Source organism: Nonomuraea sp. NPDC048901, assembly GCF_040649695.1.
Lineage (GTDB): Bacteria > Actinomycetota > Actinomycetes > Streptosporangiales > Streptosporangiaceae > Nonomuraea.
The window spans coordinates 166,357-191,756 of record NZ_JBEZFW010000015.1; the positions used below are offsets into that span (position 1 = coordinate 166,357).

The following is a 25,400-nucleotide window of genomic DNA, read 5'->3' on the forward strand; positions in this document are numbered from 1 at the left end:
GCATGCCCCAACCCCATGATCGTTTGTCGCGGCTCAGCCGGGCCCTCGGCCTCACCGTCCTGCTGTCCGGGCTGGTCATCGGCCCGCCGGCGGCGGCGCAGGCGCCGAGCACGTACGCCAACCCGGTGTCGGCGGGCGTGGTCGACACCTTCCCCGACCCGACGATGATCCACGGCAAGGACGGGTTCTGGTACGCCTACGGCACCCAGAACCCGGTGTTCAACAGCAAGGGCGAGGACGGCGAGCGGATCTTGCCGATCCTGCGTTCCAAGGACATGGTGCGCTGGGAGTACGCCGGGCAGGTCTTCACCCCGGAGACCCAGCCCGCCTGGCACAACGCGGCGCGGCTGTGGGCGCCGGACGTCAGGTACATCAACGGCAAGTACTACCTCTACTATTCGGTGTCCCCCAACGGGGGTGATCTCGGACTGGCGACGGCACCGACCCCGACCGGGCCGTGGACCGACGCGGGTGACGTGCTGCCGTCCTCGACCGCCTGCCCCACGGGCAACATCGACCAGGCGCAGTTCACCGACATCGACGGCACCCCGTACATGTACTGGGGAAGCTACGACATCATCTGCGTCGCGAAGATGAACGCCGACGCCACCCGCATCGAAGGTCCGGCGACCCAGGTGGCCAGGGGGCGCCGGATGGAAGGCGCGTACGTCGTCCGGCATGACGCCTTCTACTACCTCTTCTACTCCGACGCCGGCTGCTGCCAGGGTGCCTACAGCGGGTACCAGGTCAAGGTCGGCCGGGCCACCACTCCGTCGGGCCCGTTCGTGGACGACGAGGGCGTCAACCTGATGGACCTGACCAGCAAGGGCGCCATCGTGGTCGGCGCCAATGGCAACCGCTGGGCCGGCCCGGGACACAGCGGCTTCCAGACCGACCTGTCCGGCCAGGACTGGCTCGTCTACCACGGCATCTCGACGGCCGACCCCGATTTCCCGCCGATCGGCGGCGGGCGGCTCGCGGGCCTGAGCAAGCGCCCGCTGCTGATCGACCGGCTGGACTGGATCGACGGCTGGCCGGTGGTACGCGCCGGAGCCGGACCGTCCGAAGGCGCCCAGCCCGCGCCGGTGACCTCCTTCGCCGCCGGCGGCACGTTCAACGACGGCTCCCTGACCGGCTGGCGGGCCGAGGGTGGCTGGTCGGTGCGGACCGATCAGGACGCGCGGGGGTACGCGAGCCACGCCGGAAGCGCCACCGGGTACCTGGTCTCCACGAAGAAGGCCCCCACGGCCGACGTGCGGGCGCAGGCGGATCTGCGGGTCACCGCCGGCGCCGTCGGCCTCACCCTCGCCTATGCCAACCGCGAGAACAACGTCGTGGCCTGGCTGGACCGGGACAGCCGCGCGCTGGTCACCGACGTGGTGATCGGCGGCAGGAGCCGCGGCAGGTCGGTGACGACGCTGCCGGCCGGGTTCGACTTCGGCACCTGGCACACCGTGGTGGCCGAGCTGCGCGGCCCCGAACTGAGGGTCAAGGTGAGCGCCGACCAGCTCGGTGACCCGGTCGCCGAGCAGACCCGCCGCCTGCCGAGGGCCGCGGCCCGTCACGGCTCGGTCGGCGCGGTCGCGCGCGGCAGCGGCGCCGATGCCGACAACGTCGGTGCCGCGAAGCTGTACACCCCCGTCACCGAGCGGGTACCCCACCCCCGGCCGGGTCCGTTGCTGCCCGCCTACAGCGACGAGTTCGACGGCGACACCGTCCCCGGCTCGCCTTGGCAGTGGGTACGCGGCCCGGCGGCCGGCGTCACCATGACCGGCGGCGCGCTGTCGTGGCCGACCCAGAACGCCGAGCTGTACCAAGGCACCAACACCGCGTCAGTGCTGCTGCGGGAAGCGCCGGAGGGCGACTACACAGTGGAGACGAAGATCGACTTCGCGCCTGCGCAAGCGGGTCAGCAGGCCGGGATCCTGCTGTACGAGAATGACGACCGGTACTTCAAGATGGTGCACTCGGTGGTCCCGCTGCAGCGGGGCAACGGGGCGGTGGTCCAGCTCAGCGAGTTCGCCAAGGAAGGGGAGCGGCCGACGACCACCCCGCCGACCGCGGTCTTCAACGGCCCGATGTTCGGCGGCCCGACCGCTGACACGATGTGGCTGCGGCTGTCCCACCACGCCGACACCGCGCACGGCGAGACCGAGGTGCGCGCGGCGACCAGCAGGGACGGCGAGCACTGGGTCTACAACGGCGTGTGGACGCTGCCGGCCAAGGAGCGGCTCAAGATCGGGCTGGTCTCGATGAACAAGTCAGGTGCCGTGGCCCGGTTCGACTACGTCAGGACTTATCGCGACTGATCCCGCTCAACTGGTGAGGGTCCGGTGAAGCCGATGTGGCCGCACCGGGTCCTGCCTGCCTAAACCCGCTCCGCCAGCTCCACCACGGCCCGGATCAGCTCGTGCCCGTTCAGCATGGCCGGATCGTTGTGTCCTGCCCCCATCACCTCGACGGCCGTGACCTGTCCTCCGGCCGCCTTGACGACCTCCCTGCTCAGCCACGCCGGGACGATCGTGTCGCGGGTCCCGTACACGACCACGGTTGGCGTCCGCACGTCTCCGATCCGCTCCGCCACCGGGAACCGGTCGCGCAGCAACAGCCGTACCGGCAGGAACGGATAGTTGACCTGCCCCGCCGCGGCCAGATCGGTGAACGGCGAGCGCAACACCAGCCCCACCGGCGGGTGCTCCCATGCCAACCGCGTCGCCACCGCCGCCCCCAGGCTCTCCCCGAAGTAGATCACCCGCGTGTCCCCGAGAAACCGGCGCGCCGCGAGCGCGTCGAGGTACAGCCCCTCCTCGCTCGGGCTACCCGGATTGCCACCGTAGCCTCGGTAGTCCATCAGCAGCACCGGTAGCCCGTGCGCCGCCAGCGCCCTGGCCAGCGGTGCCCGATGCCACCTGTTGCCCGCGTTCCCGCCCACGACCAGCACGGTCACGTCCCGCACCCCGGGAACGTACCAGGCGGACAGCCTCAGCCCATCACCCGTGACGAACGAGACGTCCCGCGCCCCGGGGATGACCTCGCCCGCCGGCGGCACCAGCGACCGGTCGGGCAGGTAGATGAGCCGCCGCTGGAACAGCCACAGCAGCCCGAGCAGCAGGACCGCCACCGCGACGATCACAAGCGCGGCCCGCGTCAGCGACGTCACCCATCAACTGTACGCAAGGCCGCTCAGGGGTTGGGGCGGGCTCAGTTGACGGTCACCCTGATCTCCGCGAACTCGTTCGCGGAGCTGGAGATCTTCACCCCCCACGCACCGCTGCTCACCGCCTTGGCCTTGATCAGGTATCTGCCCTTGCCCTTGGTGACGCTCTTGCGGTTGGTGCCGGATCCCTTGAAGAACAGCTCGGCCGTCTCGTTGTTGAGCGTGCTCCAGGGGTCGTTGACGCTGTCGCGCTTCTGCACGGTGCCGGTGTGCCGGATAGTCGTGTTCTTCGGGACCGACTGGCCGCTGACCGTGTGAGATACCTGGTAGAGGCCCTTCTTCTCCACCTCCGAGTGCTGCTGGGCGCTGCGCGAGCCGCGCAGCGCCTCGGCGTCGGCGGACAGACCCCTTCCCGTGCCGGGCCTCCCGGAGCTGGGTGTGCCGGAGCCGGGGAATTCCGCCCGCCAGAAGCCGGAGTTCTGGGCGATGACGACCGCCCTGAACTCCCCGTCCTCCCCCGTCTCCGTACGGGTGATCTCGGTCCACGCCAACTCCTGGTCGGCGCGGAACTCCAGCAGGATCGGCAGGCCGCCGAGTCTCGCGTCGTCTGCTCGCAGAACCCCGGTGAAGGTCAGCTCGTCGCCCTCGGGCACCGGATCGGGCGCCAGGCTGAACGCGTCGATCCGCGTCACCGCGCCCGCCTGGTCGTCGGTCGCCACCGTGAAGGTGTCCTCCACGGCGTCACCGCGCGCGCCGACCCGCGCCCGCCAGACCCCCACGGTCTTCACCACGGCCTCCGCCCGCCACAGGTCGCCGAACTCGCCGGTCTCGACGTGGTCGAACGCGAGCCGCTCCCGCTCCCCGCCGGGGCCGTACAGGAGGCCGTCGAGGCGGCGTACCCCGGCGGTCGCGACCTCGACGGCCAGCGGCGCTCCGGAGATCACCGGGGCCGGTGTGATGTCGATCGACTCGATGATCCCGTCGTCGCGCAGCAGCTTCCACAGGATCGTCCGCGGGGTGGTCCTCAGGGTCGCCATAGTCAGCACACCTCTCTGAAGGGGATCTCAGGTATGAACCTGGCCCACTCGGCCGGGCTCAGGTCGGCGCCCGCGCGGGCGCAGATCCGGGCCACGGCCAGGGCGGGGTCGACGGGGATGGCGTGGATGGTGCCGTCCGCCGCGATGCTGCGCAGTTGCCGGCCGTCGGCGGAGAATCCCAGGGCCAGCACCCCGCCGGCGTGCGCCTTGAACGGATCGCCCAGAGAGGTACGGGCCGCCACGTCCCACAGCTGGACGCGGCCGCTGCTCCCGCCGGTGGCCAGGATGGCGCCGCCCGGCTGGAAGGCGATCGCCATGACCGTGTCGAACTCGCCGCGCCCCGGCGCCAGCCGCCCCAGCTGACGGCGGCCGAGCCCGTCCCACAGGTCGACGCCGAGCTGGCGGAAGCCGACCGCGATCGTCGCGCCGTCCGGGGCATAGGCCAGCGACCTCGCCCCGTCGACGCTGCCGCCGAACGGCCGGTCGCGCAGGACGTTCCCGGCGGTGAGGTCGATGAGGGCGGCGTCGCTGCCGCCGATCGCCAGGGTCTTGCCGTCGGGCCGGAAGGCCATCGCGTCGAACCCCGCCCTCGGCAGGTCCGCGAGCCGCCGGTCACCGCTGGCGTCCCACAGCTCGGCCCGGCCCTCGGCGGGGGACACGACCAAGGTACGTCCGCCGGGGCTGAAGGCCAGGCCGTCGATGTACTGGCGGCCGCCCGCCGCCAGCCGCGCGATCTCGGTCCGGCCGGCCACGTCCCACAAGGTCACCGTGGTCGTCCCGGCCGATCCGGCCGCCAGCGTCCGGCCGTCGGGACTGAACGCCAGGGCGTACGCGCCGTCCGCGTCGTCGGCGTGGTCAGCGGCGGCGTCAGCGTCCTCGCCGTGGTCAGCGGCGTGGGCGTCGGTGTTCTCGGCATGGTCGGGAGCGGCGTCGGTGTTCTTGGCGTGGTCAGCGGTGGGATGGCGATGGCCGAGTGTGCCCAGTGACCGGCCGGCGGCGACGTCCCACAGCACCAGGCCGCCGGGTGTCTGCAGCGCGGCGATCCGTCCGGCGGGGTCGAACGCCGCCGCGCCCGCCGCGCCCGCCACATGGACGCCCGCGGTGAGGTCGAGCACCGCCACCGCGCCCCTGCCCAGCAGGTAGCTGAGCCGCGTGTGCCCGGCGTCGAGCCGGGCCGAGGGCATGCCGGAGGTGTCGGTCAGCGGGTAGTGAAGGGTCGGCTCGCCGGTCGCGACGTCCCAGACGGCGATGGCCGTGCGGTCGTACGAGATGAGCAGCCGCCCGTCCGCGCTGAAGGACAGCCAGGCGGCCGTGATGCCGTCGACGAGCGAGTCCGGACGGAACCGCCTGGTGGCCAGGTCCCACAGCCGGATCTCGCCGCCTGTGGCGATCGCGGCCGTGCCGGGCCCGAAGGCGACCGCGCCGCCCGTTCCCCCGATCCGGCGTCGCGAGCCCAGCTCCCACAGCTCGTAGCGGGAGTCGGTGAAGGTGGCGGCGGCGTAGCGGCCGTCGTCGGACAGGGTGATCCGGTCGATCCGCTCGTCCCGCGCGCCCATGACCAGCTTGCCGGTGCGGGCGTCCCGGACCTCGCCCCTGCCCTCGGCCGTCGCCAGGCCCAGCAGCCGCCCGTCGCGGCTGAGCACCGCGCCGAGCGCGGTCCCGGCGATGCGCGGGCCCGCCCGGCCCGTCGCGACGTCCCAGACGCGGACGCCGTCGGGGCCGCCCACCGCGACCTTCGTCTGGTCGCCGCTCAGGGCGACCACGCGGACGCCCGTACCCACGCCGTCGACCGTGCGGATCGTCCGGCCGGCCTCACGCAGGGTCACCCGGCCCGCGTCGGCGACGGCCAGCACGCGGCCGTCGGCGCTGAGGTCGAACCGCGCGTCCGCCCCGGCGGCCGGAGGTGGCAGCACGGTCAGCTCGCGCTGCGCCAGCGCGCTGTACAGCACGGCCCGCGCCTCCTGGACCGGCGCGATCCGCCAGGCCGCCACGCTCAGCAGCATGGCCTTGACAGGGTCGGAGGTCTGGAGCGTCTCGGCGAGCATCGCGGTCTTGCGGGCCACCGCGATGTCCCGTTCCCGTACGGCCGCCGCCCGCTGCCCGGCGGCCACACCCGTGGCGGCCAGCGCGACGACCAGCATGGCGGCCAGCGCCGCCATGACCTGCCGTCTGCGACGGGCCCGGACCCGGCTGTAGGCCAGGCCCGCCGCCAGGAAGGCGTTCTCGACGAGGTTCAGCGTCACGTGCTGGCGGCCCGTCGCGGCCCAGCTCAGCGCGGACTCCAGGGAGCCGCCCTGGTAGAGGTCGCCGGTACGGCGGCCGTGCGCGTCCCACCGCTGGGCGGCCTCGCCGAGCCTGCGGTGGATGCGCAGCCCCGCCCGGTCGGCGTCGATCCACCCGCGCATCCGCGGCCAGGCGCGCAGCAGGGCCGCGTTGGCCAGCGACACCGTGTCGCCGTCGCGTACCACCAGCTCGGCCCGGGTGAACCCGAGCAGCACCCGGTCCAGCATGGGTGGGTCGACGACCCCGTCGTCGAGCTCGCCGGACGGCACCTTGCGCAGCATGTCCTCGGCGCCCTCGCCGGGCGTGACCAGGCGCAGCATGATCTGCGGCACCACCGCCTGGTCGGTGCCGCGCAGCCGCCGATAGATCTGCTCGGCCACCAGCTCCAAGGGCGGCTGCGCGAGCAGGGCGGGCGGCCGGATCACGTCGGCCGCGCGGCTGCCCTCGGCCAGCAGCGCCCGCGTCCCGCCGTCGTCACGCGGGACGACACCCTGGCCACTTTCACGCGGGACGACGTCCCGGCCGCCGACCAGGGCCAGTAGCAGGCTCCGGGAGCTGGGGCGCTCGCCCGGGTCCTTGGCGAGGGCCGCCGTGACCAGGGCGCGCAGCGGCTCGGCCAGGCCGGACACGTCGGGGGCGGCGGCGAGGATCTGGTGCAGCAGCCCCGCCAGGTTCTCGCCGGTGAACGGGTCCCGGCCGGTCGCCGCGTACAGGACGACGGCGCCCCACGCCCAGATGTCCACGGCCGGGCTCGCGCGCTGGCCGATGACGCTCTCCGGGGCCATGAACGCCGGCGTCCCGGCGACCTGGCCGGTCGGGGTGAGCGACATCTCCGACGTTCTGGCGATCCCGAAGTCGATCACCCGCGGGCCGTCGGGGCCGATCAGGACGTTGTCGGGTTTCAGGTCGCGGTGGATCACCCCGGCTTCGTGGATCGCGGTCAGCGCGGTGGCGATGCCGGTGGCCAGCCGGTGCAGGTCGTCCGGCCGGTACGGCCCGGCGGTCGCGACCGCCCGGCGCAGGCTGGGGCCGCCGACGTACTCACTGACGATGTACGGGCGGGGGTCGTCGAGCTCGACCGACAGCACCCGAGCCGTACAGAACGCCGACACCTGCCGGGTCGCCGCGGCCTCCTTGGCGAACCGGTCCCGCAGCTCGGCCCCGGCACCCGGATGCAGCACCTTGATCGCCACCCGCTGCCCTGCGGGGTCGTACGCCTCATAGACCACTCCCTGGCCGCCCTCCCCCAGCCGGCCCGCGAGCCAGTATTCACCGAGCTGGCGCGGGTCGCCGGGAACAAGGGCGGGCATGTTCTCGATGGTGCAACGGCATCACCCCATCGAGAAGGGGTCCCGTACGGCTCTCCTAGGTCGCCTCTCCTGAGCGCGCGGCCAGGGAGGTGTAGACGGTCACCTCGTCAGGACTGACCAGGCCGTCCTGGATGGCGCAGATGAGCAGCTTCTCCTTGGTGGGCGCGGGCCGCCCCGCCGCCGCGTACTTGACGCGGGCCCGGTCGATGTACTGGCGTACGGTCCGCTCCTTGATCCCCATCCGCGCGGCCACCGACGCCTTGGACATCGACTGGAACCAGAACAGCAGCGCGGCCCGCTCCTTGTCCGACAGCTGCGGCCGGTGCGGGCCCTCGTCGGTCGCGATCGCCTGCGCCATCGGCGGCGTCATGCTCGGTTTGTCGGCGGCCACCTCCAGGATGGTCTCCAGGCAGGACTCCCGCGTGGCCCGTCCCTTGCCGATGAACGCCGAGGCCCCGGCGTCCAGCACGGCGCGCACGATCTCCGGCTCCTCGTGCTCGGAGAAGACGATGACCCGCTGCCCGCCGCCGCATAACTCGGCGACCCGGTCGACGACCAAGGTGCCGTTGAGGTTGAGATCGAGCATCAGCACGTCGGCGGCCACGCCGCGGACGGACTCGATCGTGGACCCCTGGGCGACCAGGCGCACCGGGCCCGGCGGGCTGAACCACGACCTGACGCCGTCCACCACGACCTGGTGATCCTCCACCAGGGCGACGGTCACGGGCCCTGCCAGATGCTGTTGACCCATAACTCCCCTCCCTGCCGCTGATAGGTGACGACGACGCCGCTCGGCTCGTGTACCGGGGTGGTGCTGATGGGCAGATCATCATTGTCGGCCACGACGGCCACGCTCATCATCGTGGACATCGCGGACACGGTGACCCTGGCCCGCGACCTGGCGCCGTCCAGTGCCCGGATCGGCGCTCTGAGCAGGTCCTCGCGTACACCCTCCGGCAGGTCGGGCAGGTTCTCGCCGAACGGCGGCGCCGTCACCAGGACCTGGCGCCGCTCGGCCGCCTCGATGCGCTCGCGCAACGCCGACACCAGCGCGTCGGGCACGTCCTCCCGCTCGGTGATGAGGCGGCGCAGCCGCATGGCGCCGGCCGTACAGTCCGCGCGGACGCGGGGATCGCCGGGATCGGCGCCGTCGGCCAGCTGCTTCAGCAGCGACTCGGCCACGTCGCGGATGGCGTCGTACCTGCGCAGCCGGTCGGCGTGGATGCTCCGGGCGGACACCCGCCAGGCGTCGTCGGCGGCGAGCCGGCGGGCCAGCAGCACCGCGTCCTCGGCGCGCACGCGCAGCGTGTGGCAGCCGGCCAGGTAACCGAGCTGGAGGGTGATGCTGCCCACCTCGACCATCAGGTACTTGGCGATGGAGACACGGTCGAGCGTCCCGGTCGCGGCCATCGCCGCCAGCATGATGCCGGCGTTGGCGGCGAGGAAGACGAACAGCTCGCCCCGCCCGCGCGGCCGGTTCCACAAGAGCATGACTCCGAGCCAGCCCACCGAGCCCCAGCCCCAGTTGATGGGGCCGATCAGGTCCTTCGGGTAGCAGGCCACGATCACCGCGATGTCCAGGGCCAGCACGGGCACGGCGAGCTCGCGTCCCCGGGCCGGGCCGCTGGAGGTGCGCAGCAGGGCCACGGCGGCCAGCACGGCGATCGCGGTGTAGAGGAGCCAGGCCGCCGCCGCGACCACCGGCCAGCGGAAGTCGTACCAGCCGGTGATCGTGACCGTGAGGTCGTAGCCGGTGTGCCAGAGCATGGCGATCATCACGGCGCCGATCGCGGTGTAGCGGGCGTAGCGCTGCGCGACCTGTTCGATCTCTTCGGTCACGGCCGCCACCACAGGCTCACCCTGGTGCCCTGGCCGCCGGAGGAGATCTCGGCGCCGCCGTTCGGCAGGGACCGCATCGTGTCGAGGATCGAGCCGCGCACGCCGAACCGGTCGGGCGGCAGCCGGTCCTGGTCGAACCCCCGGCCCTCGTCGGCGACCTCCACGCGGATCTCGCCGTCGCGCCTGCTGGAGAGCAGTTCCGCCTGGTGTACGCCGGAATGCCGGGCGACGTTCGCCAGTGCCTCGGTGACGGCGCGGGCGAAGCTCTCCGCGACCTCCCCCGGCACCGTCTCCGGCGTCAGGCTCCGATGGACCTCCAGGCCCGTCACCCGCTCGGCCACCTCGTCCAGCAGGGCGTCCAGGGCGATGGAACCGGCGGCGGCGCGCGGGGTGTCCCGCAGTTTCTCCAGCGCCGACAGATCGCTCGCCGCCTGGCCGCGCAGGGTGGGCGAGGGCTCGTCGTAGGTGCCCAGGCCGACCATCGTCAGCGTGTGCAGTGACGTCTCGTGGATGCTGCCGACCTGCCGCAGCTCGTCCTCGCGCCGCAGCCGCTCCACCATGAGCGTGATCTCCCTGCGCGCGCTCTCCCTCAGGAAGGCGTCCGCCGAGGCGGCCGAGCGGCGCAGCAGCAGCATCAGCACCACGATGGAGAGGATCTGTACGACGTGCGTCCCCAGAGTGATGCTCACGTCCTGGGGAGGGGAGGCGAGCCGGGCCCCGGCCAGGTACGCCCCCGACACGGCCAGGCCGGTGGGGACGGCCACCTTGGGCGGCCAGGCGACCCCGGCGACGACGATGGTCATCGTGACCAGCCCCGCGATCCAGCTCGCTCCGTCCTCGAGCGCCTCCCTGGCCACGAGGTGGCGCTGCGAGAGGCACAACGTGATGGTGATGGCCACGTCACCGGCCGCCAGCCACTTGGGCAGCAGCTCCCCGCGCCACACCAGGCGGGCGAACAGCGCCGTCCACACGAGGTCCACCGCCAGCATCGGCACCAGCCACGCGACGGAGACCGGCGGCACCGCGCCGAGCGCGGCGGCGACGACCGCCACCAGGCCGACGGCGACACGGGCCGCCGCTCCTGTACGAGCGATGGCCTGCTCCAACTGCCTGGCCGCCGAGTCGTACCTCGTGGAACCGGGGAGAGCCATGCGCCGTCCGCTCGCGATGGGAGCACAAAACGGGTCTCACGATAACGCACCGAATGTGAACGGATCGGCTTTCTCCGGTCGTGGCGGCGGATGGGGTCATGGGTCCGCATTGCTGTTTCCTCGGGCCGGCTCTACTGCGGGATGCACCGCGTCCTACGCACCCTGAACCCCCGGCCACCGCGCCGCATGACGGCCGATCGGCCGTCAGTCATATCACCGCGCGCGAGCGTGTACTGGGGCGCGTGTCGCGATGACCGCGGCTACGGGGGCACATGTCGCGATGACCGCGACGAGAGGGGACCTCATGACCTTCATCGTGATCGCGATCCTGATCACCTGCCTGTCCGTGATGGCGATCCGTGGTCAACGAGGAACCTGGCCGCCCGGGATGCCGGTGGCACGGCCGCGATTGTCGGCGGTCGGCGGTACGTACGAGGGCTCGCACGGCCGGCCGTCCGACGCGTACGTCATCCAGGAGCGGCTGATCGCGACGGCCAGCGGCGGGCAGCTCGGCGGCCACGATGGTGGGCAGGGCGGCGGGTGGGGTGGCGGGCAGCTCGGCGACGTCTCCGCCGCCGCTGTGGCCCTGGGCGCCGTGGTCGCCGCCCGGCCTCGGTACGGCGCGGCGCGGAAGGTGGACATGAACGGCTGGGCCCAGGCGGTACACCACTCCGTGCGCACCGCCGCCCAGCTCGACCCCGCCACGTCCGGCCTGGTCAACACGCTGGATCTGATCATCCTCGACGCGGCGGACAGCCCGTGCCTGCGTTTCGCTCATGTCGGGAACGGCGCGATCTGGCACTGCCCGAAGAGCGCACGGCCGCAGCCGCTCACCACGTCGCACTCCTTCGAGGACGGGTCGCCGCACTCCTTGGAGGACGGCTCGCCGCAGCGCGGGCTCGGCCTGGCGTCCGCCCTGTCTCCGCAGGTCGGCACCGTGTCCCTCCGTCCTGGTGACCGCGTCGTCATCATCACGAACGGGGCGATCCGGGCGCTCGGCGCCTCGCGAATGACGGAACTCTTCGCCGGTGGCCCGTCGCCCGCCGCCTGCCTGGACAGGGTGTTCGACGAGATGGCCGCCGTGGAGCCGAAGGACGACGCGACGGTGGTCATCGCGGACTTCGTCACCACCTGAGGGGTTTCGCGACGGCCGTGGGTGACCTCACCGGTCTGCCGGTCTGCCCGTCCGCCGGTCTGCCCATCTGCCCATCTGCCCGTCTGCCGTCCGCCGTCCGCCGTCCGCCGTCTGCCGGGAGGCCGGTCGGGAGGAAGCGGCAGGAAGTGGCAGGATCTTCCCATGGACTTCCGGGATCGAGTTCGAGGCTGCCTGCTCGGTGGGGCGATCGGTGACGCGCTGGGGGCGCCGATCGAGTTCCAGTCGCTCAGGGAGATCCGCAAGCATCACGGCAAAGACGGTATTTCCGGATATGTCACCGATTGGCGTGGCAAAAGCGGGCTGGTCACCGATGACACGCAGATGACGCTCTTCACCGTGGAGGGCCTCACCCGCGCCGAGTCCCCGGCCGACGCGGTGGAGTCGGTACGCCAGGCGTACCAGCGCTGGCTGGACACCCAGGACTATCCCGCGGCTCCGCCGCCGGACGGTCCGCATCGTACGGGCCGTTTGCGCGAGGAGGGCTGGTTGTACTCCCGGCGGGCACCCGGCAACGCCTGCCTGTCGGGCCTGCACCGGCACTTCCCCGGGCCGGCGCCCCTCGGCGAGCCAGGCCCGGTGAACCCCGATTCCAAGGGGTGCGGAACGGTCATGCGCTCGGCCCCATTCGGCCTGGCCGTCAGGGACCCTCGGGCCGCGTTCGAGCTGTCCGCCGCCTGCGCGCAGATCACCCACGGACATCCGACCGGCTACCTGTCCGCCGGGGCATTCGCGGCGATCGTCGCACTCCTGGCCGCTGGGCGACCGCTGGCGCACGCCGTACAGGATGCCCTGGATCTGACGTCGACTTACCCACGGCACGAGGAGACGACAGGCGCACTCCACGCCGCGGTCGAGCTGGCCCGCGGCGGCGAGCACACGCCGGAGGCGGTCGAATCGCTCGGCGGAGCGTGGGTGGCCGAGGAGGCGCTGGCCATCGGGGTCTACTGCGCGCTGGTGGAGCCGTCGGTTGAGCGGGCGATGCTGCTGTCGGTCAACCACTCGGGAGACAGCGACTCCACGGGCTCGGTCTGCGGCAACCTCCTGGGAGCCGTGCACGGGACCGCCGCGTTCCCCGTCGCGTGGTCACGACCGCTGGAGGGCCGGGAGACGATCGAGCGACTCGCGGACGAACTGTCGACCACGTTCGGCTGATCCGCCCACAGTGCGGCGCGGCAGCCCTCCTGCCAGGCTCCGTCGGCCATGTGGCGGCCCTCCCCGGCTCCGTCCGCTGTGCGGCGGTCCTCGTCCCAGGCTCCGTCGGCCGTGCGGTGGTATCGCTCCCAGGTATGGAAGTCAGTCGTGGAAGTCGCTGACGAGAGCCGTCAGAGGGCGTAGTTGCGCAGGACGGCGAGCGCCTTGGCGCCGTACGGGCCCGTCGCTTTCAGCGTCGAGTCGGCGGGGGCCAGGCGGTGGGCGCCGACACGGCAGAAGTCGGCGGCTGGGCCTGTGACGGTAGAGGCGGCGGCGGGGTCGCCGAAGCGCCAGAGCTCGCCGTCGGGTGAGGTCAGCTCACAGTAGACGGGCCCACCCTCGATGCCCGCGACGTCGAAGGCGTACGGCAGGGTGCGGTGGCCGAGCCAGGCGATGTGCCGCAGGCGCGCGGTGTCGGGGTATGGGATGCCGAGGGGCGCGGTGATGTCGTAGGCGTGGGCCCAGTGTTCGGCCAGCCGGGTGGTGGCCAGGGTCGCCGGGGACAGCGGGATGGCCACCCAGGACAGACGGGTACCCTTGGGCTGGGCGCGTAGGGCGTCGGGAATGGCGAAAGCGGCCCTGCGCCAGCGGGCCAGGAGATCGGCGGGGGCGATACCCCGCTGAGCGGCCACCCTGGCGTCCGCCGCCGCATCCACCCCTCTACCGGACTCGCCTCTACCGGACTCCCGACCGGAGGCGCCGTTGGTCACGGGCTCCCGACTCAATACACCGTCGCCGGACTCGCCGCCGGACGCGCCACCGTCCCGACCGGCAGGGCCACCGTCCCGACCGAGCACACCGCCCGACTCCCGACCGGGAGCGCCACCGTCCCGACCGGGAGCGCCGTCGGATTCCCGACCGGGAGCACCGTCGGATTCCCGACCGGGAGCACCGTGGGACTCCCGACCGGGCACGCCGTCGGCGGCGGGCCTGCGCCTGATCGTGACGTCCTCGCCAGCGAGCGAGGCGGCGGCGCGTTCCTCGCTCTGGGCGAGGTGGAGGACCACGTCGGAGACGGTCCAGCCCTCGGCGGCCGACGCGTGGGACCACTCGGCGGGGGTGAGACCGGCGAGGACGGCGTCCAACTGCTCGTACTCGGCCTTGAGGTCGTCGAATATGTCCGTCATAGGCAACAACAATACAGAACAATGTTCTGCCATGGGTGAAAGGCGCCGGGGCGGCCGACGGGTCAGATCAGGCCGAGGTGGCGGGCGCGGTTGACGGCCAGCAATCGGTCGTGGCAGCCGAGCTTGCGGTAGACGTTCTCCAGGTGCTTGCGGACGGTGCGGACGCTGATCCGGCGCAGGCAGGCGATCTGCTGCGCGCTGAGCCCGCTCGCGACGAGAGTGATCATGTCCAGTTCGCGGCTGGTCAGGCCGGCGCGCAGCCGCATCTCGTCGCGCTGGGCGCTGTCCCATTCCGGCGCGATTCCCGGCATTTCCAGTGCCCCCGCTACTCCCGGCGCTCCCGGCGTTCCCGGTGTTCCCGGTGTTCCCGGTGTTCCCGCTGCTCCAGGCATTCCCGCTGCTCCAGGCATTCCCGCCGCTCCAGGCGTTCCTGGCGCGCCGGGCATTCCCGGTGTTCCCAGCGTTCCTGGCGCTCCCGGTGTGTAGATCCGGTCGAGCAGTGTCAGAACCGGCTGGAGCGCCTGCGCCACCTCCACCTGAGTCTGGCTGAAATCGTGGCCGGTGCGGTTGACGGCCCATCCGCGGCCGCCCGACGGCAGCCACGTACCGACGACGATGGCGAGCTGGTGCCGGGCCTGCATCGGGACGAACAGCTCGCGGTAGACGCGGTGCGACCGCCAGGCGCGTTCGGCGAGACAGTCGCTGATCCGTCTCGGGGAGACGTCTCCGGGGTGGTCGAGGTAGTGGCGGACGAGAGGGTGCTCGTCCATGACGGCGGCGAGCAGATCGATCGAGATCTCGGCGTCCGGCGGGTCGAACCAGAGCTCCACCGAGTGGGCGGAGAGGTCGAGATTGTTCCAGCCGGCGACATCGCCGTCGAGGGCGGAGATGAGGCAGGCGGCCGCGGCGGCCAAATAGGCGTCGCGGCCGGGCAGGTCGCCGAGTTGATAGCTCAGCTCCATGGGGTTCATCAATGAGCGGCCCATGTCCGCCTCCTCCCCCTCGGACTACGTCAAAGAGCGTATTCCGCGACGCCGGATCCGGTCCGCAGAATATGGGGAAAGGGGAGGGTGAATCATGGCGCGGCAGACAATTCGGTCGCGGTTCAGCGGAAAAGCAGGGGCGACACCAGGAATACGCATAAATGCTGAAATAGACCACTCTGACGGGTTTCACGCGCGGAGCGTGGGGCGGTCCAGGCACGCCGACGGTGTACGGCTCGGAATGGCGCTCGCGTGCGCCGCAGTTCTGGCGACGAGCGCCTGCGGTGGTCCCGGCGACGGGGGCGGCGGCTCGTACATCCCCACGGTGCGGACGAACGTCCCCACTGTGCGGACGAACGTTCCCGTACAGCCTGAGCAGGCATTTCCCAGGTCGGCCGTACCCGCTGAGCTCCAGGGGACCTGGAGCGGCGGAACGTCCGGCGGCACCGCCTACGGCTCGGTCACCCTCGGCCCCGAGGGAGATCTGATCATCGCCAAAGGCGGGCTGCGATGGGCGGGCACGGTCGTCGTCGAGCGAACTCAGATGACCTTCTACATTCCCAACACCGCCCCTCGGCGGGAGTCGTGGTCATGGCAGGGCTGCCAGGATCCGGCCGGTTTTGGCTATCCCTATCGGACCCTTTTCCTGAGCGGTTATAGCTATGTTCAGGATTGCTAATCCCGAGTCGAAGATGAAACGTCTGTGCGAAATGTGGAACGGAGATGAACGGCATCGGTGATTTCGGTCTTGCGGACCGCGATCTGCTTCAGGAGATCGCCCGCGAAACGGTGAGACGCGCCGCTCCTGAGGAACTGCCGCTCTTCCCGATGGTGGCGACGGTCTACTTCGACCGGGGCGGCCGTCTCCCGGCCGGGCGGGCAGGACGCGACGAGATGCTGGGGTTCGGGCTGGAGTCAGCGGTCATCCTGCTGACGCCCGTGGTACTCCCTGTCGTCTCGGCGATCCTGGACCAGCTGGCGCAGGACGTCGCCCGTGTGGTGACCGATCGCGGCAAGGATGGGCTGCGCCGGGCGATGCGCGCTCTGCTGCGCCGCACCGCCGAGGCCGAGAACGACGCCCTGCCGCCGGTCCCGGAGCTGACCCCGGAGCAGCTCGCCCGGGTGCGCATGACGGCGCTCGAAAAGGCCCGCCAGATGGACCTGCCGGAGGACAAGGCCGAACTGCTCGCTGACGCCGTCATCGGAAGCCTGGGCGCATGAACAGGCTCCCGCTCGGCCCCACCGAAAGCCTCGGCGCATGAACAGGCTCCCGCTCGAAAGCCTGGGCGCATGAGCGAGCGCCCGCTCGATCCCTTCGCCGTGCCTTCTCAGACCGCGCTGCGATTTGTGCTGTTGATGGGCTCGATCGTCGGTGCGAGCGTGTTCGCCTTCAACATCCTCTACTTCAGCTTGTCGCCGCAGGGCGCGAGCGAGGAGCGGACCTACTCGCGCTGCTGGGAGGTCGCGCCTGGGACCGAGGGCTCGGACATCGGGGCGGTCGCCGGCCGGTTCCTCGCGTGCGTGGCGCCGTACGAGCAGGCCAAGGCCGTCTGGGTGGCGGGCGGGCTCGCGCTGCTCTTCCTGGTGGCCGGGCTGATCTACTGGTACCTGCCCGCCTGGCGGATCCGCCGGCTCGGGCTGCGGCCCCTGCGGGCTGAGGACGCTCCAGACCACGTATGCGAACTGAACGACCTCGTGACCGTCGCGGGCCTCGCGCGGCGCCCCACGTACCTGTGGCGGCTGACCGGCTCCGTCGGCGGGGTCGCCTTCGGCCGTTACGGCCGCCGCTACCTGGGCCTGGACGCCGGTCTGGTCATGAAACTGACCACCGACAGGACGGCCTTCCGCGCGATCGTCCTGCACGAACTCGCTCACCTGCGCAACGCCGACGTCGACAGGACGTACCTGACGGTGGCGTTCTGGCGGGCCTTCGTGATCGTCGCTCTGGTGCCGGTGACGGTGAGCCTGGCCGACGAGCCGGATGGGGCGTCCCTGGGGGTGGTCTGGCGGCTGTTGTTCCTGCTCGCCGTGGTCTACTTCACCCGGAACGCCGTCCTCCGATCGCGCGAGACGTACGCCGACGTGCGCGCCGCCAGGTGGGAGGGCGGGGCGGGTGGCCTTGAGGCCGTCCTGAGCGGTCGGCAGCACGACGATCCCCCAAGCGGCGGTTCGAGGCACGGGCTGCCGCCGTGGCGCGGGCAGCCTCCACAAAGCGGACTGTCTTCACGGCGCGGGCCGCTTCCGTGGCGCGGACCGTTTCCGTGGGGCGGGCTGGTTCGGCGGCACTTCGAGCCGCAGGTCCGGCTGCGGCTGCTGCGGGATCCGGAGGCTGTTTTCACGCCGGGCTTCTGGGAGTCCTTCGGCGCCGGGCTCGCGACGACCATCGTGTACGGCAACCTCGCCACCCTGCTCTGGCTGGCGGTACCCCGGCTCGACGCGCTGGTCAACCGGTGGCTGTCGGCGCTGCTGTTCGCGCCGCTCGCGATGGGCGTGGTGGCCGTCGCCGTCTGGCGCTGGTCGGCGTACCGGGCGGTCAGGGGGCGTGCACGGTCCCGGCTGGCGTACGTGGGGCTCGGGCTGGGGCTCGGCCTGGTGCTGGGGCAACCTCTGTCAGCGTCGAGCGCCATCACCGGATCTTGGAGTGGGACGGGCGACATCACCCCCCTGCTCTGGCTGGGCTCGGCGGCGGTCACCGTCGCGTGCGCCTGCCTCATCGTGCGGTGGATCGCCACCACGGCGGCCGCGTGGCTGCCCGTCATCGCGAGGGTGCCGATCGGTGTCGCCGTGGTGCCGATCATCGTGGCGGCCAGTTGCCTGTTCGCGTGCTGGTTCGGCGTCCAACTCCTGGCGCTCGAGGTGCCGGATCTCTCCCAGTTGCCGGCGGGCGACTATCTCCAGGCGAGCGGGCTGAACGGCACCGCCACGGTGAATCGGGCCGGGCCTTGGTGGCTGTGGCTGACGCTGAACCATCCGCTCAGCCACTACTTCTCGCGGCAGGGGGTGATCGCGGCCGTGCTGGTCGGGGTCTGGGCCGTTCCGCTGGGCGCGTGGCTGGTCAGGCCGCCGGCCCACGGGTGCCCGGACTGGCTGACCCGCCTCACAAGCCTGACCCGCCCGCCGCTCGTGCTCGCCCGGCCGGCCGCTGCCATCCGGCCGGCGGTGCTGACGGGCGTGGGCGCGGCGCTGGCGTACGCGGCGTCGCTGCTTGCCATCCGTTTCCTGGCTCACCAGGCGTACACACCGGCGCAGCGCGCCCTGCCCGGCTTCGCGTTGCTGTTCAACCATTGGCAGGTGTCGCTCGCCATACTGCTGCAGGCGGTGGCGGCCGCCGTCGTGGCCTGCGTGGTCACTCTCAGGCGGCAGCGCTTCGCCGTCGTCCTGGGCATGATGGCGGCGTTCCTCACCGGCGCCGTCGGCGCGCTCGTCATGCCGTCGACCGGCGTACTCGGTGGCTGCCTGGACGCCTTCAGTCTCAGACCCGGTCCCTGCGCGTGGGACGTATCACTGTCCGCGGTGCGCCTCCCGCTCGGACAGGTGACTGTCGTCGGCTCCCTCGCGGCCCTGGTCGCCGCCCTGGTCGTCCATTGGTTGGCCAGAGCCGCGTCCGTCGTGTCCAGGCGCCCCTCCCCCACCGCTCCCGCCGCCGACATCTCACCCATCGTGCCTCTGGCCATCGCCGTCGCCGCCCTGACCGTGCTGTGGATCCCAGAAACCGTACGAATACCTCCCGAACCACCGCCCGCCACCCTCCGACTGGATCCAGCGGCCCTGGAAGCCTGCGCCCTGCTCCGCCGCCTGCCAACCGGCACACCTGGTCAGGACGAGGCGCGGGCCACCCTTCTCGCGCTTCTGGACGCGGCCGACCGCTCGACCCATCCGGTGATGACGGACGAGGCACTGGCGATGCGTCAAGCGATCGCCGACGGCGACCCCCAGGCGTACGCCCTCCACCTGCGCCGCCTCACGGCCCTCTGCCCACCCTGACGGACTCCCGATCCAGCCGCGTCGGCGAGGTGAAGATCACGTCAACGCCTGGGGCTGTGACCTAGTTGTCAGGGTCACGGAGACCAACGGCATCGTGCTGCCAGAATGGCTGCGAGTAGACCAACGTCCCGATCATCCATGGCTCGTACGCGGGAAACTGGATCACCTGAAAGGCCGCGTCGGGAATGCGCAGGGATGGTCGACGAAAACCATGGACGCCCCCTGGCTGGAAGCCGAAGCGATGGTAATAGCCCGGGTCGCCTTCGAGGAAGACGAGGGGGACAGAGCGTTCGGCGAGCATCTCCAGACCGCGCTGGACCAGAGCCGATCCGACGCCTTGCCGTTGATATTCGGGCGCCACGGCCAAAGGGCTGAGAACCTGCACCTCGACCAGCCGCCGCGGCGCGTCGAGCAGGCTCGGGGTGAACATGATGTGGCCGATGACCCTTCCGGCGTCCTCGGCCACCAGCGAGATGCCCGTGTCAGGGGTGATCGTGCCGCGCAGGGTATCCACGAGGTCGGCCACGAGGGCTCCGTGGTCGCCGAACGCCTGCAGATGCACCGTCCGCACGGGTTCTCTGTCGCCCTGCCGCTCATCGCGAAGATTCATTTCCCGGACAGTAGAGCACTGGTCCGTGGCGAGCATCCGAATTTTCGCGACGACGGCGCAGGGGGGTCGTGAGGGCGGTCCATAGGCCTGGCCCCATGTGATCTTGACTATCTTGACCGCGGTGATCGTATTCCGAGGTCGGCGTCCGGGTACGCCGGAGCCTGCCACCAACGTGGCACTCCGCGACGTCGGCGCACTTCGGAGGCTCAGCATGCCCGGCGACTTCCTCCAAGGGGTACGTATCTACAAGTGCGGCACCACCTCGGACGGAGGTGCGATCATGTGCTCGGAAATAGGATGGGCCAAGGTTCCTTTCATGATCATGTCCGCGGATTCGGACAACGGGTCGAACCTGGGGTGGCAGGAGGTCGGCCACACCGATATTCACATTCCGCTGAAGAAACTCGTCTCGGTGATGAAGCAACACGGCATAGACGTGCGCTATGACGAAGAGGAATTGGCGCGCCGAATCGGCCCGGCACCCGAGGCTGTCGACTATTAGGGCTCGTCTTTGCGCCAGCGGGCGCGCAGGTGGAAGGCGGCCGTCTTGGGGCGGCGATCGCGCGTGAAAACGCCCTTCTTGTTGCCGTCGACGCGGAAGACGCCCGGCGTGGTGGCGAAGTCGGCGAAGTTCCACACCTGTTCGCCCACCACCGCGTCGACCCGGTCGAAGACCCGGTGATACACGTCGAGCAGCTCCGCCTGATACTCCTCGGTCCACGGGTTGGGCACGACGCTGCGCAGGCCGGGGTAGGTGTCGGCGCCGTACTCGGTGATGACGATGGGCTTGTCGTGCAGCGCCGCCCACTGCCGAAGTTCGGTCTCCAGCGCGGTCTCGGCCGCTTCCAGATCGCCGGGACCGAAATACCAGCCGTAGTAACGGTTGAGCAGGACCACGTCGAACAGGTCGGTGACCACGCACTGGTCCGGCGGCGCGAGCAGCGCGTTGACGTAGGCCACGGGCCGGGTCGGGTCGAGGCGGCGGGTTTCCGCTGCTAGTGGGGCGAAGTAGTCGCGCGCTTCGGGTTGGACGTGGTCGGGTTCGTTGGCCACGGACCACAACACGACGCTGGGACGGTTCTTGTCGCGCGCCACCAGCTCCTGGAGCGCCCGCAGGTGGACGCGCCGAGTCTCGTCGCTGACCGCGTCCGGGGAGAAGGTGAGCACCCGTTCGCCGGAGCTGAAGACGCCGCCGCCGATGTTGCGGTTGAGCCCGACGGCCGCCGTCTCGTTGATGACGACGACGCCGTGCCGGTCGGCGTAGTCGAGAACCTCCTCCGCGTACGGGTAATGCGAGGTGCGGAAGGAGTTCGCGCCGATCCACTCCATCAGCGCGAAGTCATGCACCATCAGCACGTCGTCGTGCCCCTTGCCGCGCACCGCCGCGTCCTCGTGCTTGCCGAATCCCTTGAAGTAGAAGGGGGTTCCGTTGATCAGGAACTGCTTCCCGCGCACCTCCACCGTGCGTACGCCCACCGGCTGGCGGTAACTGTCAGTGACCTCACCGGATGCGCTGAGCAGCGTGACCTCGAGTTCGTACAGGTAGCCGTCGCCGGGTGCCCAGGGATGTACGTCGGGCACCCGCAGCGTGCCGACCGCACCCGTGGCGGCGGCCACCTCGGCACCCGCGGCATCGCGCAGCGAGACGCGGACCGAGTCCGTCTCCCCGGTGTTGTCCGCCCGGTAGCCGATGACGCCGGTGGTGTCGTCGAAGGTCGTGGTGACGGTGATGTCGCTGATGTGCTCCGGGGGTGTGGTGTAGAGCCAGACCGGCCGGTGCAGGCCCGCGTAATTGAAGAAGTCGTGGAAGTATCGCTGCACCCGGCGGCCGTCGGGACGTTCCTCGATGGTGCCCGGCGGGATCGTCGCCCAGCTCAGTTCGTTGTTGACCACGACGGTGAGGCGGTTCTCGGCTCCCGGCCGCAGGTGTGCGGTCACGTCCGCTTCGAACGGGGTGTAGCCGCCTTCGTGGGTGACGACCTCGGTGTCATTGACCCAGGCGGTCGCGCGGTGGGTGGCGGCGTCGAACCGCAGGACTATACGCTGTCCTGTCCACTGGGCAGGTACCCACACGTTCGTCTGGTACCAGGCGTCGCCGACGTGGTCCCGGACTGTCACGTCGGGATAGATGTCGTTGTAGCTGGCCGGTACCGGGATGTCCACGGCTTCCGCGAGGGGCGAGCGCCACCAGCCTTCGGCGCGGCCTGCTCCCTCTGCGTCCAGCCGGAACCTCCACAAGCCGGCCAGGGAGCGGCGTTCGCGGGTGGGGCCGTCCTGCGGGCGAAGCATGGTCGGTGCTCCTTTTCTCCGCGCGGTGATGCACGCGGTGGTTATTTGATGCCGGTGTTGGCGATGCCCTGAACGAACTGTCGTTGGAGGAACAGAAAGAGCACCAGGATCGGAGTGACGACGGTGACCGCACCGGCGAGCAGCAGCCCATAGTTGGTGCCGTTGGCGCCCACCGAGAACAGGGCGAGCGCTACGGGCAGCGTGTAATGATCTTCGGTCTGCGCGATCACCAGCGGCCACAGGAAGTTGTTCCACTGGGCGAGGAAGGTCAGGATCGCCAGTGTCGCCAGCGCGGGCCTGCAGAGCGGGATGATCACCCGGAGAAAGATGCGTGTTTCCCCGGCACCGTCGAGCCGGGCCGCTTCGACCAGCGAATCTGGAATGTCCTGGATGAACTGGCGCATGAGAAACACGCCGAGCGGTGTCACGAGGAAGGGCAGAATCAATCCCAGATAGGAATTACTCAGTCCCATGTTGCTGACGAGGACGAAGAGCGGCACGAAAGTCGTGGTTCCGGGGATGATCAGCATCGTCAGGACGAGGCCGAACAGCAGCCGCTTTCCGGCGAACTCCATCTTCGCGAAGGCGTACCCCGCCATGGAGCAGAAGAGCAGATTGCCCATGACACATACCGCGGCGACCAGCGCGCTGTTGAAGAAGTACAGGCCGAAACTCTGCTTCGACAGCAGCAGTTGGAAGTTGTCCAGCGTCGGAGAACGGGGAAGCCAGGAGCTCGGATAGGCGACGATTTCCCCGGTCGGTTTGACCGATCCCAGGAACATCCACGCGAACGGTGCCAGCGTCGCGATCAGGCCGACGACGAGGGCTCCGTAGAGCATGATGCGGGCAGGTCGGATGCGTACGCCGATGCCGGACGTGGCCGCACCGGTGCTCGCGCTCGCAGTGGTCATATCACGCCTTCGCTCGGAAGATACGGAACTGCAGGAGGCTGAGCAGCGCGATCGCGGCCACCAGCACGTACGAGGCGGCGGCGGCCGTGCCATAGTTGCCGAAGCCGAATTGCTCGAAGGCGTAGTAACTGATCGACGTGGTGCTGTCCAGCGGGCCACCACTCGTCATCACGAACGGCTCCTCGAAGAACTGCAGGTAACCGATGCTCAGCAGCACGGCGACCACCAGCGTGACCGGTCTGAGCAATGGCAGGGTGACGCTGCGGAAAGTACGCCAGCGGGTGGCGCCGTCAATGTGGGCCGCCTCCCGCAGTTCCTCGGGAATGGACTGCAGTCCGGCCAGGAAGATCACCATGGGGATGCCGAAGTGGCGCCAGACCGCCATGAGAATGAGCGCGGGCATGGCCCAGTTCGGGTCGTTCAACCAGTCCGGGCCGTGGATTCCCACGACGGCGAGGGCGGAGTTGATCATTCCGTCCTCCTCGTAGAGATATCTCCACACCACCGCTACCGCCACGATGCTGGTCACCACGGGCGCGAAATACGCGACCCTGAAGAGTCCCTTCGCCCGCTGGATCCCGTAATTGAGCGCGACGGCGAGACCCAAGGCGATGACCATCGTCAGCGGGATTCCGGCGACGACGAAGTAGACCGTGTTGAGGGCTGCCCGGAGAAAGGTCGGATCCCCGAAGAGGCTGGTGTAGTTCTCAACGCCCACGAAGTTGACACTGAAGGGCGCCCGTACGTCCCGGTTCGTAATGTCCGTGACGCTCATCGACAACGAGGAGAGCACCGGCCACACGCCGAAGGTGGCGAAGAGTGCGATGAAGGGCGCGCAGAAGGCCCACGCGACCAGGGTGCGCCGGGAATGTCCAGACATAGCCTGCGGCGGCCTGGAGGCCCGGCCCGACGAGGAGCGCATGGTGGCAAGAGAAGCCATCTCTACGCCCCGGTTCCGATCGCCGACGCCTTTTTCTGGATCTCCTGCAAGGCCACCTGCGGCGAGGAGACGCCCTTGGCCACCTTTTCGAACTCGGCGTCCAGTACCGCGGTGACCTGTCGCCATGTCGTGGTGTTCGGTCCGGGCTGTGCGGTCTTCAGCTGCGTACGGAACACGGCCAACGTCGCATCGGTCGCGAGCTTGCCCTCGTTCCAGGCCGACTCGACGGCGGGCAGGTCTCCGGACAGGTCGTACCAGGTCTTCTGGGCGTCAGGACTGGCCATCCACCGGATGAACTTCCAGGCGCCGTCCCGGTTCTTGGCGTCCTTGAACACCGCCCACTGTCCGCCGCCGATGTAGCTGGCGTTGGACTTCGGCCCGGAGGGGAGCGGGGTGATGCCGACCTTGTCGTCGACGAAGGACGCGCCTCCGGCGGATTTCAGCAGGCTCCCCTCCCAGGGGCCGGCGATGAGCGCGGCGGTGGACCCGGCGACGAACTGTGGCTCGATCTCGCCCAGGCTCACCGGGCCGTTCGGGCTGGTGATCTTCGAGCTGATGAACGACCGGTAGAACTCGAGCCCCTTGAGCGCCTCCGGCGTATCGAAGGCGAACTTGGTGCCGTCCTCGCTCATGAGCTGGGCTCCGGCCTGCCACATGAACGGTACGACGCCCTGCCAGGTCGCCGCGGCACCGGTGGGCAGCGACAGCCCCCACTTGGCGCCTTCCTTCTGAAGGGCCTGGAGGAACGGGCCGTACTCCTCCCAGGTCTTGGGCGCGGAGACCCCGGCGGCCTTGGCCATGTCCTTGCGGTAGAACAGGGAGCGCGTTTCCACGTACCAGGGGACGCCGTACTCGGCGCCCTCGAAGAGGGTGCTCTGGACGGCGCCGCGGTAGAAGGAGTCGTAGTCGACGAGCTTGGACGGGACCTTTTCCAGCCCGCCCGTGGACGCGAACGCCGCGAGGTCCACCGCCCCCACCATGGTGGCGTCCGGAGTGTCTCCTGAGGCGATGGCGGTCTGTACCTTCTTGGCGTAGTCCTGCCAGGGAACCGCTGTCACCTGCACTTTCGCGCCGGGGTTCGCCTTGCCGAACTCGGCGGCGAGCTTGGGCAGGAGTTCGCCCTCCGTTCCCATCGCCCATACGGTGATGGCGCCGTCGGCAGGTTTGGCGTCAATCGGGGCGGCCGCCGCGGACTGCGCCGGGCCGGCGTCGGACCGGCCACAGCCGGTCAGGAGCAGTGCGACGGCCAGGCCGCCGACGAGTGACTTCGCAATGCTTGAGCTGCACATTTGTGGTCCTGGTCCTCTCCACCCGAGGGAAGCTCCACCGCTTCCTCCGCAAGTCGTGGTGTGGGTGAGCGAGACGTTATCCCAAAAACCGAACAGTTGCCATAATTTGGTTGTGAGAATTCCCCCTGCAACGGGCGCAGGGC

Annotated in this window: 20 protein-coding genes; 7 read left to right on the plus strand and 13 right to left on the minus strand. The window is 70.3% G+C overall.

The features are described from left to right. Nucleotides 1-2: 2 nt before the first annotated feature. A complete protein-coding gene (locus AB0C30_RS40860; RefSeq protein ID WP_357954192.1) occupies nucleotides 3-2,309 on the plus strand; it encodes a family 43 glycosylhydrolase in 2,307 nt (768 codons plus the stop codon). A 59-nt stretch (nucleotides 2,310-2,368) separates the two neighbouring features. Here AB0C30_RS40860 and AB0C30_RS40865 read toward each other — a convergent pair whose 3' ends face one another. Genes AB0C30_RS40865 through AB0C30_RS40890 form a run of 6 tightly spaced genes read right to left on the minus strand, consistent with a single transcriptional unit; the run spans nucleotide 2,369 to nucleotide 10,777 of the window. Then, a complete protein-coding gene (locus tag AB0C30_RS40865; protein WP_357954193.1) occupies nucleotides 2,369-3,160 on the minus strand; it encodes an alpha/beta hydrolase in 792 nt (263 codons plus the stop codon). Between the two features lie 41 nt (nucleotides 3,161-3,201). Continuing rightward, on the minus strand, nucleotides 3,202-4,194 hold the full coding sequence (locus AB0C30_RS40870; RefSeq protein WP_357954195.1) for a hypothetical protein: 993 nt from the start codon (nucleotides 4,192-4,194) through the stop codon (nucleotides 3,202-3,204). Nucleotides 4,195-4,196: 2 nt separating this feature from the next. After that, nucleotides 4,197-7,787 (minus strand): serine/threonine-protein kinase, encoded by a 3,591-nt coding sequence (locus AB0C30_RS40875; protein WP_357954197.1) that lies wholly within the window; start codon nucleotides 7,785-7,787, stop codon nucleotides 4,197-4,199. 55 nt (nucleotides 7,788-7,842) lie between these two features. Continuing rightward, the gene (locus AB0C30_RS40880; protein ID WP_357954200.1) at nucleotides 7,843-8,538 is read right to left on the minus strand and encodes a sigma factor-like helix-turn-helix DNA-binding protein; all 696 of its coding nucleotides are present in this window, start codon (nucleotides 8,536-8,538) and stop codon (nucleotides 7,843-7,845) included. Further along, on the minus strand, nucleotides 8,508-9,626 hold the full coding sequence (locus tag AB0C30_RS40885; protein ID WP_357954202.1) for a hypothetical protein: 1,119 nt from the start codon (nucleotides 9,624-9,626) through the stop codon (nucleotides 8,508-8,510). Before AB0C30_RS40885 ends, AB0C30_RS40880 begins: the two co-directional genes overlap by 31 nt. After that, nucleotides 9,623-10,777, minus strand: a complete 1,155-nt coding sequence (locus AB0C30_RS40890) for an ATP-binding protein (protein ID WP_357954203.1) — start codon at nucleotides 10,775-10,777, stop codon at nucleotides 9,623-9,625. The genes AB0C30_RS40885 and AB0C30_RS40890 overlap by 4 nt, the downstream gene beginning before the upstream one ends. Nucleotides 10,778-11,081: 304 nt before the next feature. Between AB0C30_RS40890 and AB0C30_RS40895 the strand changes: the two genes are divergently transcribed. Together AB0C30_RS40895 and AB0C30_RS40900 are read left to right on the plus strand one after the other, a co-directional pair. Then, on the plus strand, nucleotides 11,082-11,912 hold the full coding sequence (locus tag AB0C30_RS40895; protein ID WP_357954205.1) for a SpoIIE family protein phosphatase: 831 nt from the start codon (nucleotides 11,082-11,084) through the stop codon (nucleotides 11,910-11,912). A 162-nt stretch (nucleotides 11,913-12,074) separates the two neighbouring features. Further along, entirely contained in the window at nucleotides 12,075-13,085 is a 1,011-nt protein-coding gene (locus AB0C30_RS40900) for an ADP-ribosylglycohydrolase family protein (RefSeq protein WP_357954207.1), read from the plus strand. Nucleotides 13,086-13,255: 170 nt separating this feature from the next. Here AB0C30_RS40900 and AB0C30_RS40905 read toward each other — a convergent pair whose 3' ends face one another. Then, complete coding sequence (locus tag AB0C30_RS40905) at nucleotides 13,256-14,251, minus strand: maleylpyruvate isomerase family mycothiol-dependent enzyme (protein ID WP_357954209.1); 996 nt, start codon at nucleotides 14,249-14,251, stop codon at nucleotides 13,256-13,258. Nucleotides 14,252-14,313: 62 nt separating this feature from the next. Beyond that, nucleotides 14,314-15,237 carry a helix-turn-helix transcriptional regulator gene (locus tag AB0C30_RS40910; RefSeq protein WP_357954211.1) on the minus strand — a complete coding sequence of 308 codons (924 nt, stop codon included), beginning with the start codon at nucleotides 15,235-15,237 and terminating at the stop codon, nucleotides 14,314-14,316. 199 nt (nucleotides 15,238-15,436) lie between these two features. Here AB0C30_RS40910 and AB0C30_RS40915 point away from each other — a divergent pair, with 199 nt between their 5' ends. From AB0C30_RS40915 to AB0C30_RS40925, 3 genes are all read left to right on the plus strand, one after another. Continuing rightward, nucleotides 15,437-15,913 carry a hypothetical protein gene (locus tag AB0C30_RS40915; protein WP_357954213.1) on the plus strand — a complete coding sequence of 159 codons (477 nt, stop codon included), beginning with the start codon at nucleotides 15,437-15,439 and terminating at the stop codon, nucleotides 15,911-15,913. Between the two features lie 44 nt (nucleotides 15,914-15,957). Further along, nucleotides 15,958-16,455, plus strand: coding sequence for a hypothetical protein (locus AB0C30_RS40920; RefSeq protein ID WP_357954215.1), 498 nt, complete (start codon nucleotides 15,958-15,960; stop codon nucleotides 16,453-16,455). Nucleotides 16,456-16,524: 69 nt separating this feature from the next. Then, nucleotides 16,525-19,218: a M48 family metalloprotease gene (locus AB0C30_RS40925; RefSeq protein WP_357954216.1), complete on the plus strand. Its 2,694-nt coding sequence runs from the start codon at nucleotides 16,525-16,527 to the stop codon at nucleotides 19,216-19,218. Nucleotides 19,219-19,279: 61 nt separating this feature from the next. Here the strand turns inward: AB0C30_RS40925 and AB0C30_RS40930 are convergent, their stop codons facing one another. After that, a complete protein-coding gene (locus tag AB0C30_RS40930) occupies nucleotides 19,280-20,041 on the minus strand; it encodes an N-acetyltransferase (protein ID WP_357954218.1) in 762 nt (253 codons plus the stop codon). Here AB0C30_RS40930 and AB0C30_RS40935 point away from each other — a divergent pair. Continuing rightward, nucleotides 19,941-20,330: a hypothetical protein gene (locus tag AB0C30_RS40935; RefSeq protein ID WP_357954429.1), complete on the plus strand. Its 390-nt coding sequence runs from the start codon at nucleotides 19,941-19,943 to the stop codon at nucleotides 20,328-20,330. The genes AB0C30_RS40930 and AB0C30_RS40935 overlap by 101 nt on opposite strands. Here the strand turns inward: AB0C30_RS40935 and uidA are convergent. Genes uidA through AB0C30_RS40955 form a run of 4 tightly spaced genes read right to left on the minus strand, consistent with a single transcriptional unit; the run spans nucleotide 20,327 to nucleotide 25,257 of the window. After that, nucleotides 20,327-22,117 (minus strand): beta-glucuronidase, encoded by a 1,791-nt coding sequence (gene uidA / locus AB0C30_RS40940; protein ID WP_357954220.1) that lies wholly within the window; start codon nucleotides 22,115-22,117, stop codon nucleotides 20,327-20,329. The two genes, AB0C30_RS40935 and uidA, sit on opposite strands and share 4 nt — an antisense overlap. Before the next feature lie 41 nt (nucleotides 22,118-22,158). Next, a complete protein-coding gene (locus tag AB0C30_RS40945) occupies nucleotides 22,159-23,028 on the minus strand; it encodes a carbohydrate ABC transporter permease (protein WP_357954222.1) in 870 nt (289 codons plus the stop codon). A gap of 1 nt (nucleotide 23,029) precedes the next feature. Next, nucleotides 23,030-23,968: a sugar ABC transporter permease gene (locus tag AB0C30_RS40950; RefSeq protein ID WP_357954224.1), complete on the minus strand. Its 939-nt coding sequence runs from the start codon at nucleotides 23,966-23,968 to the stop codon at nucleotides 23,030-23,032. Between the two features lie 2 nt (nucleotides 23,969-23,970). After that, on the minus strand, nucleotides 23,971-25,257 hold the full coding sequence (locus tag AB0C30_RS40955) for a sugar ABC transporter substrate-binding protein (RefSeq protein WP_357954226.1): 1,287 nt from the start codon (nucleotides 25,255-25,257) through the stop codon (nucleotides 23,971-23,973). Nucleotides 25,258-25,400 lie beyond the last annotated feature (143 nt).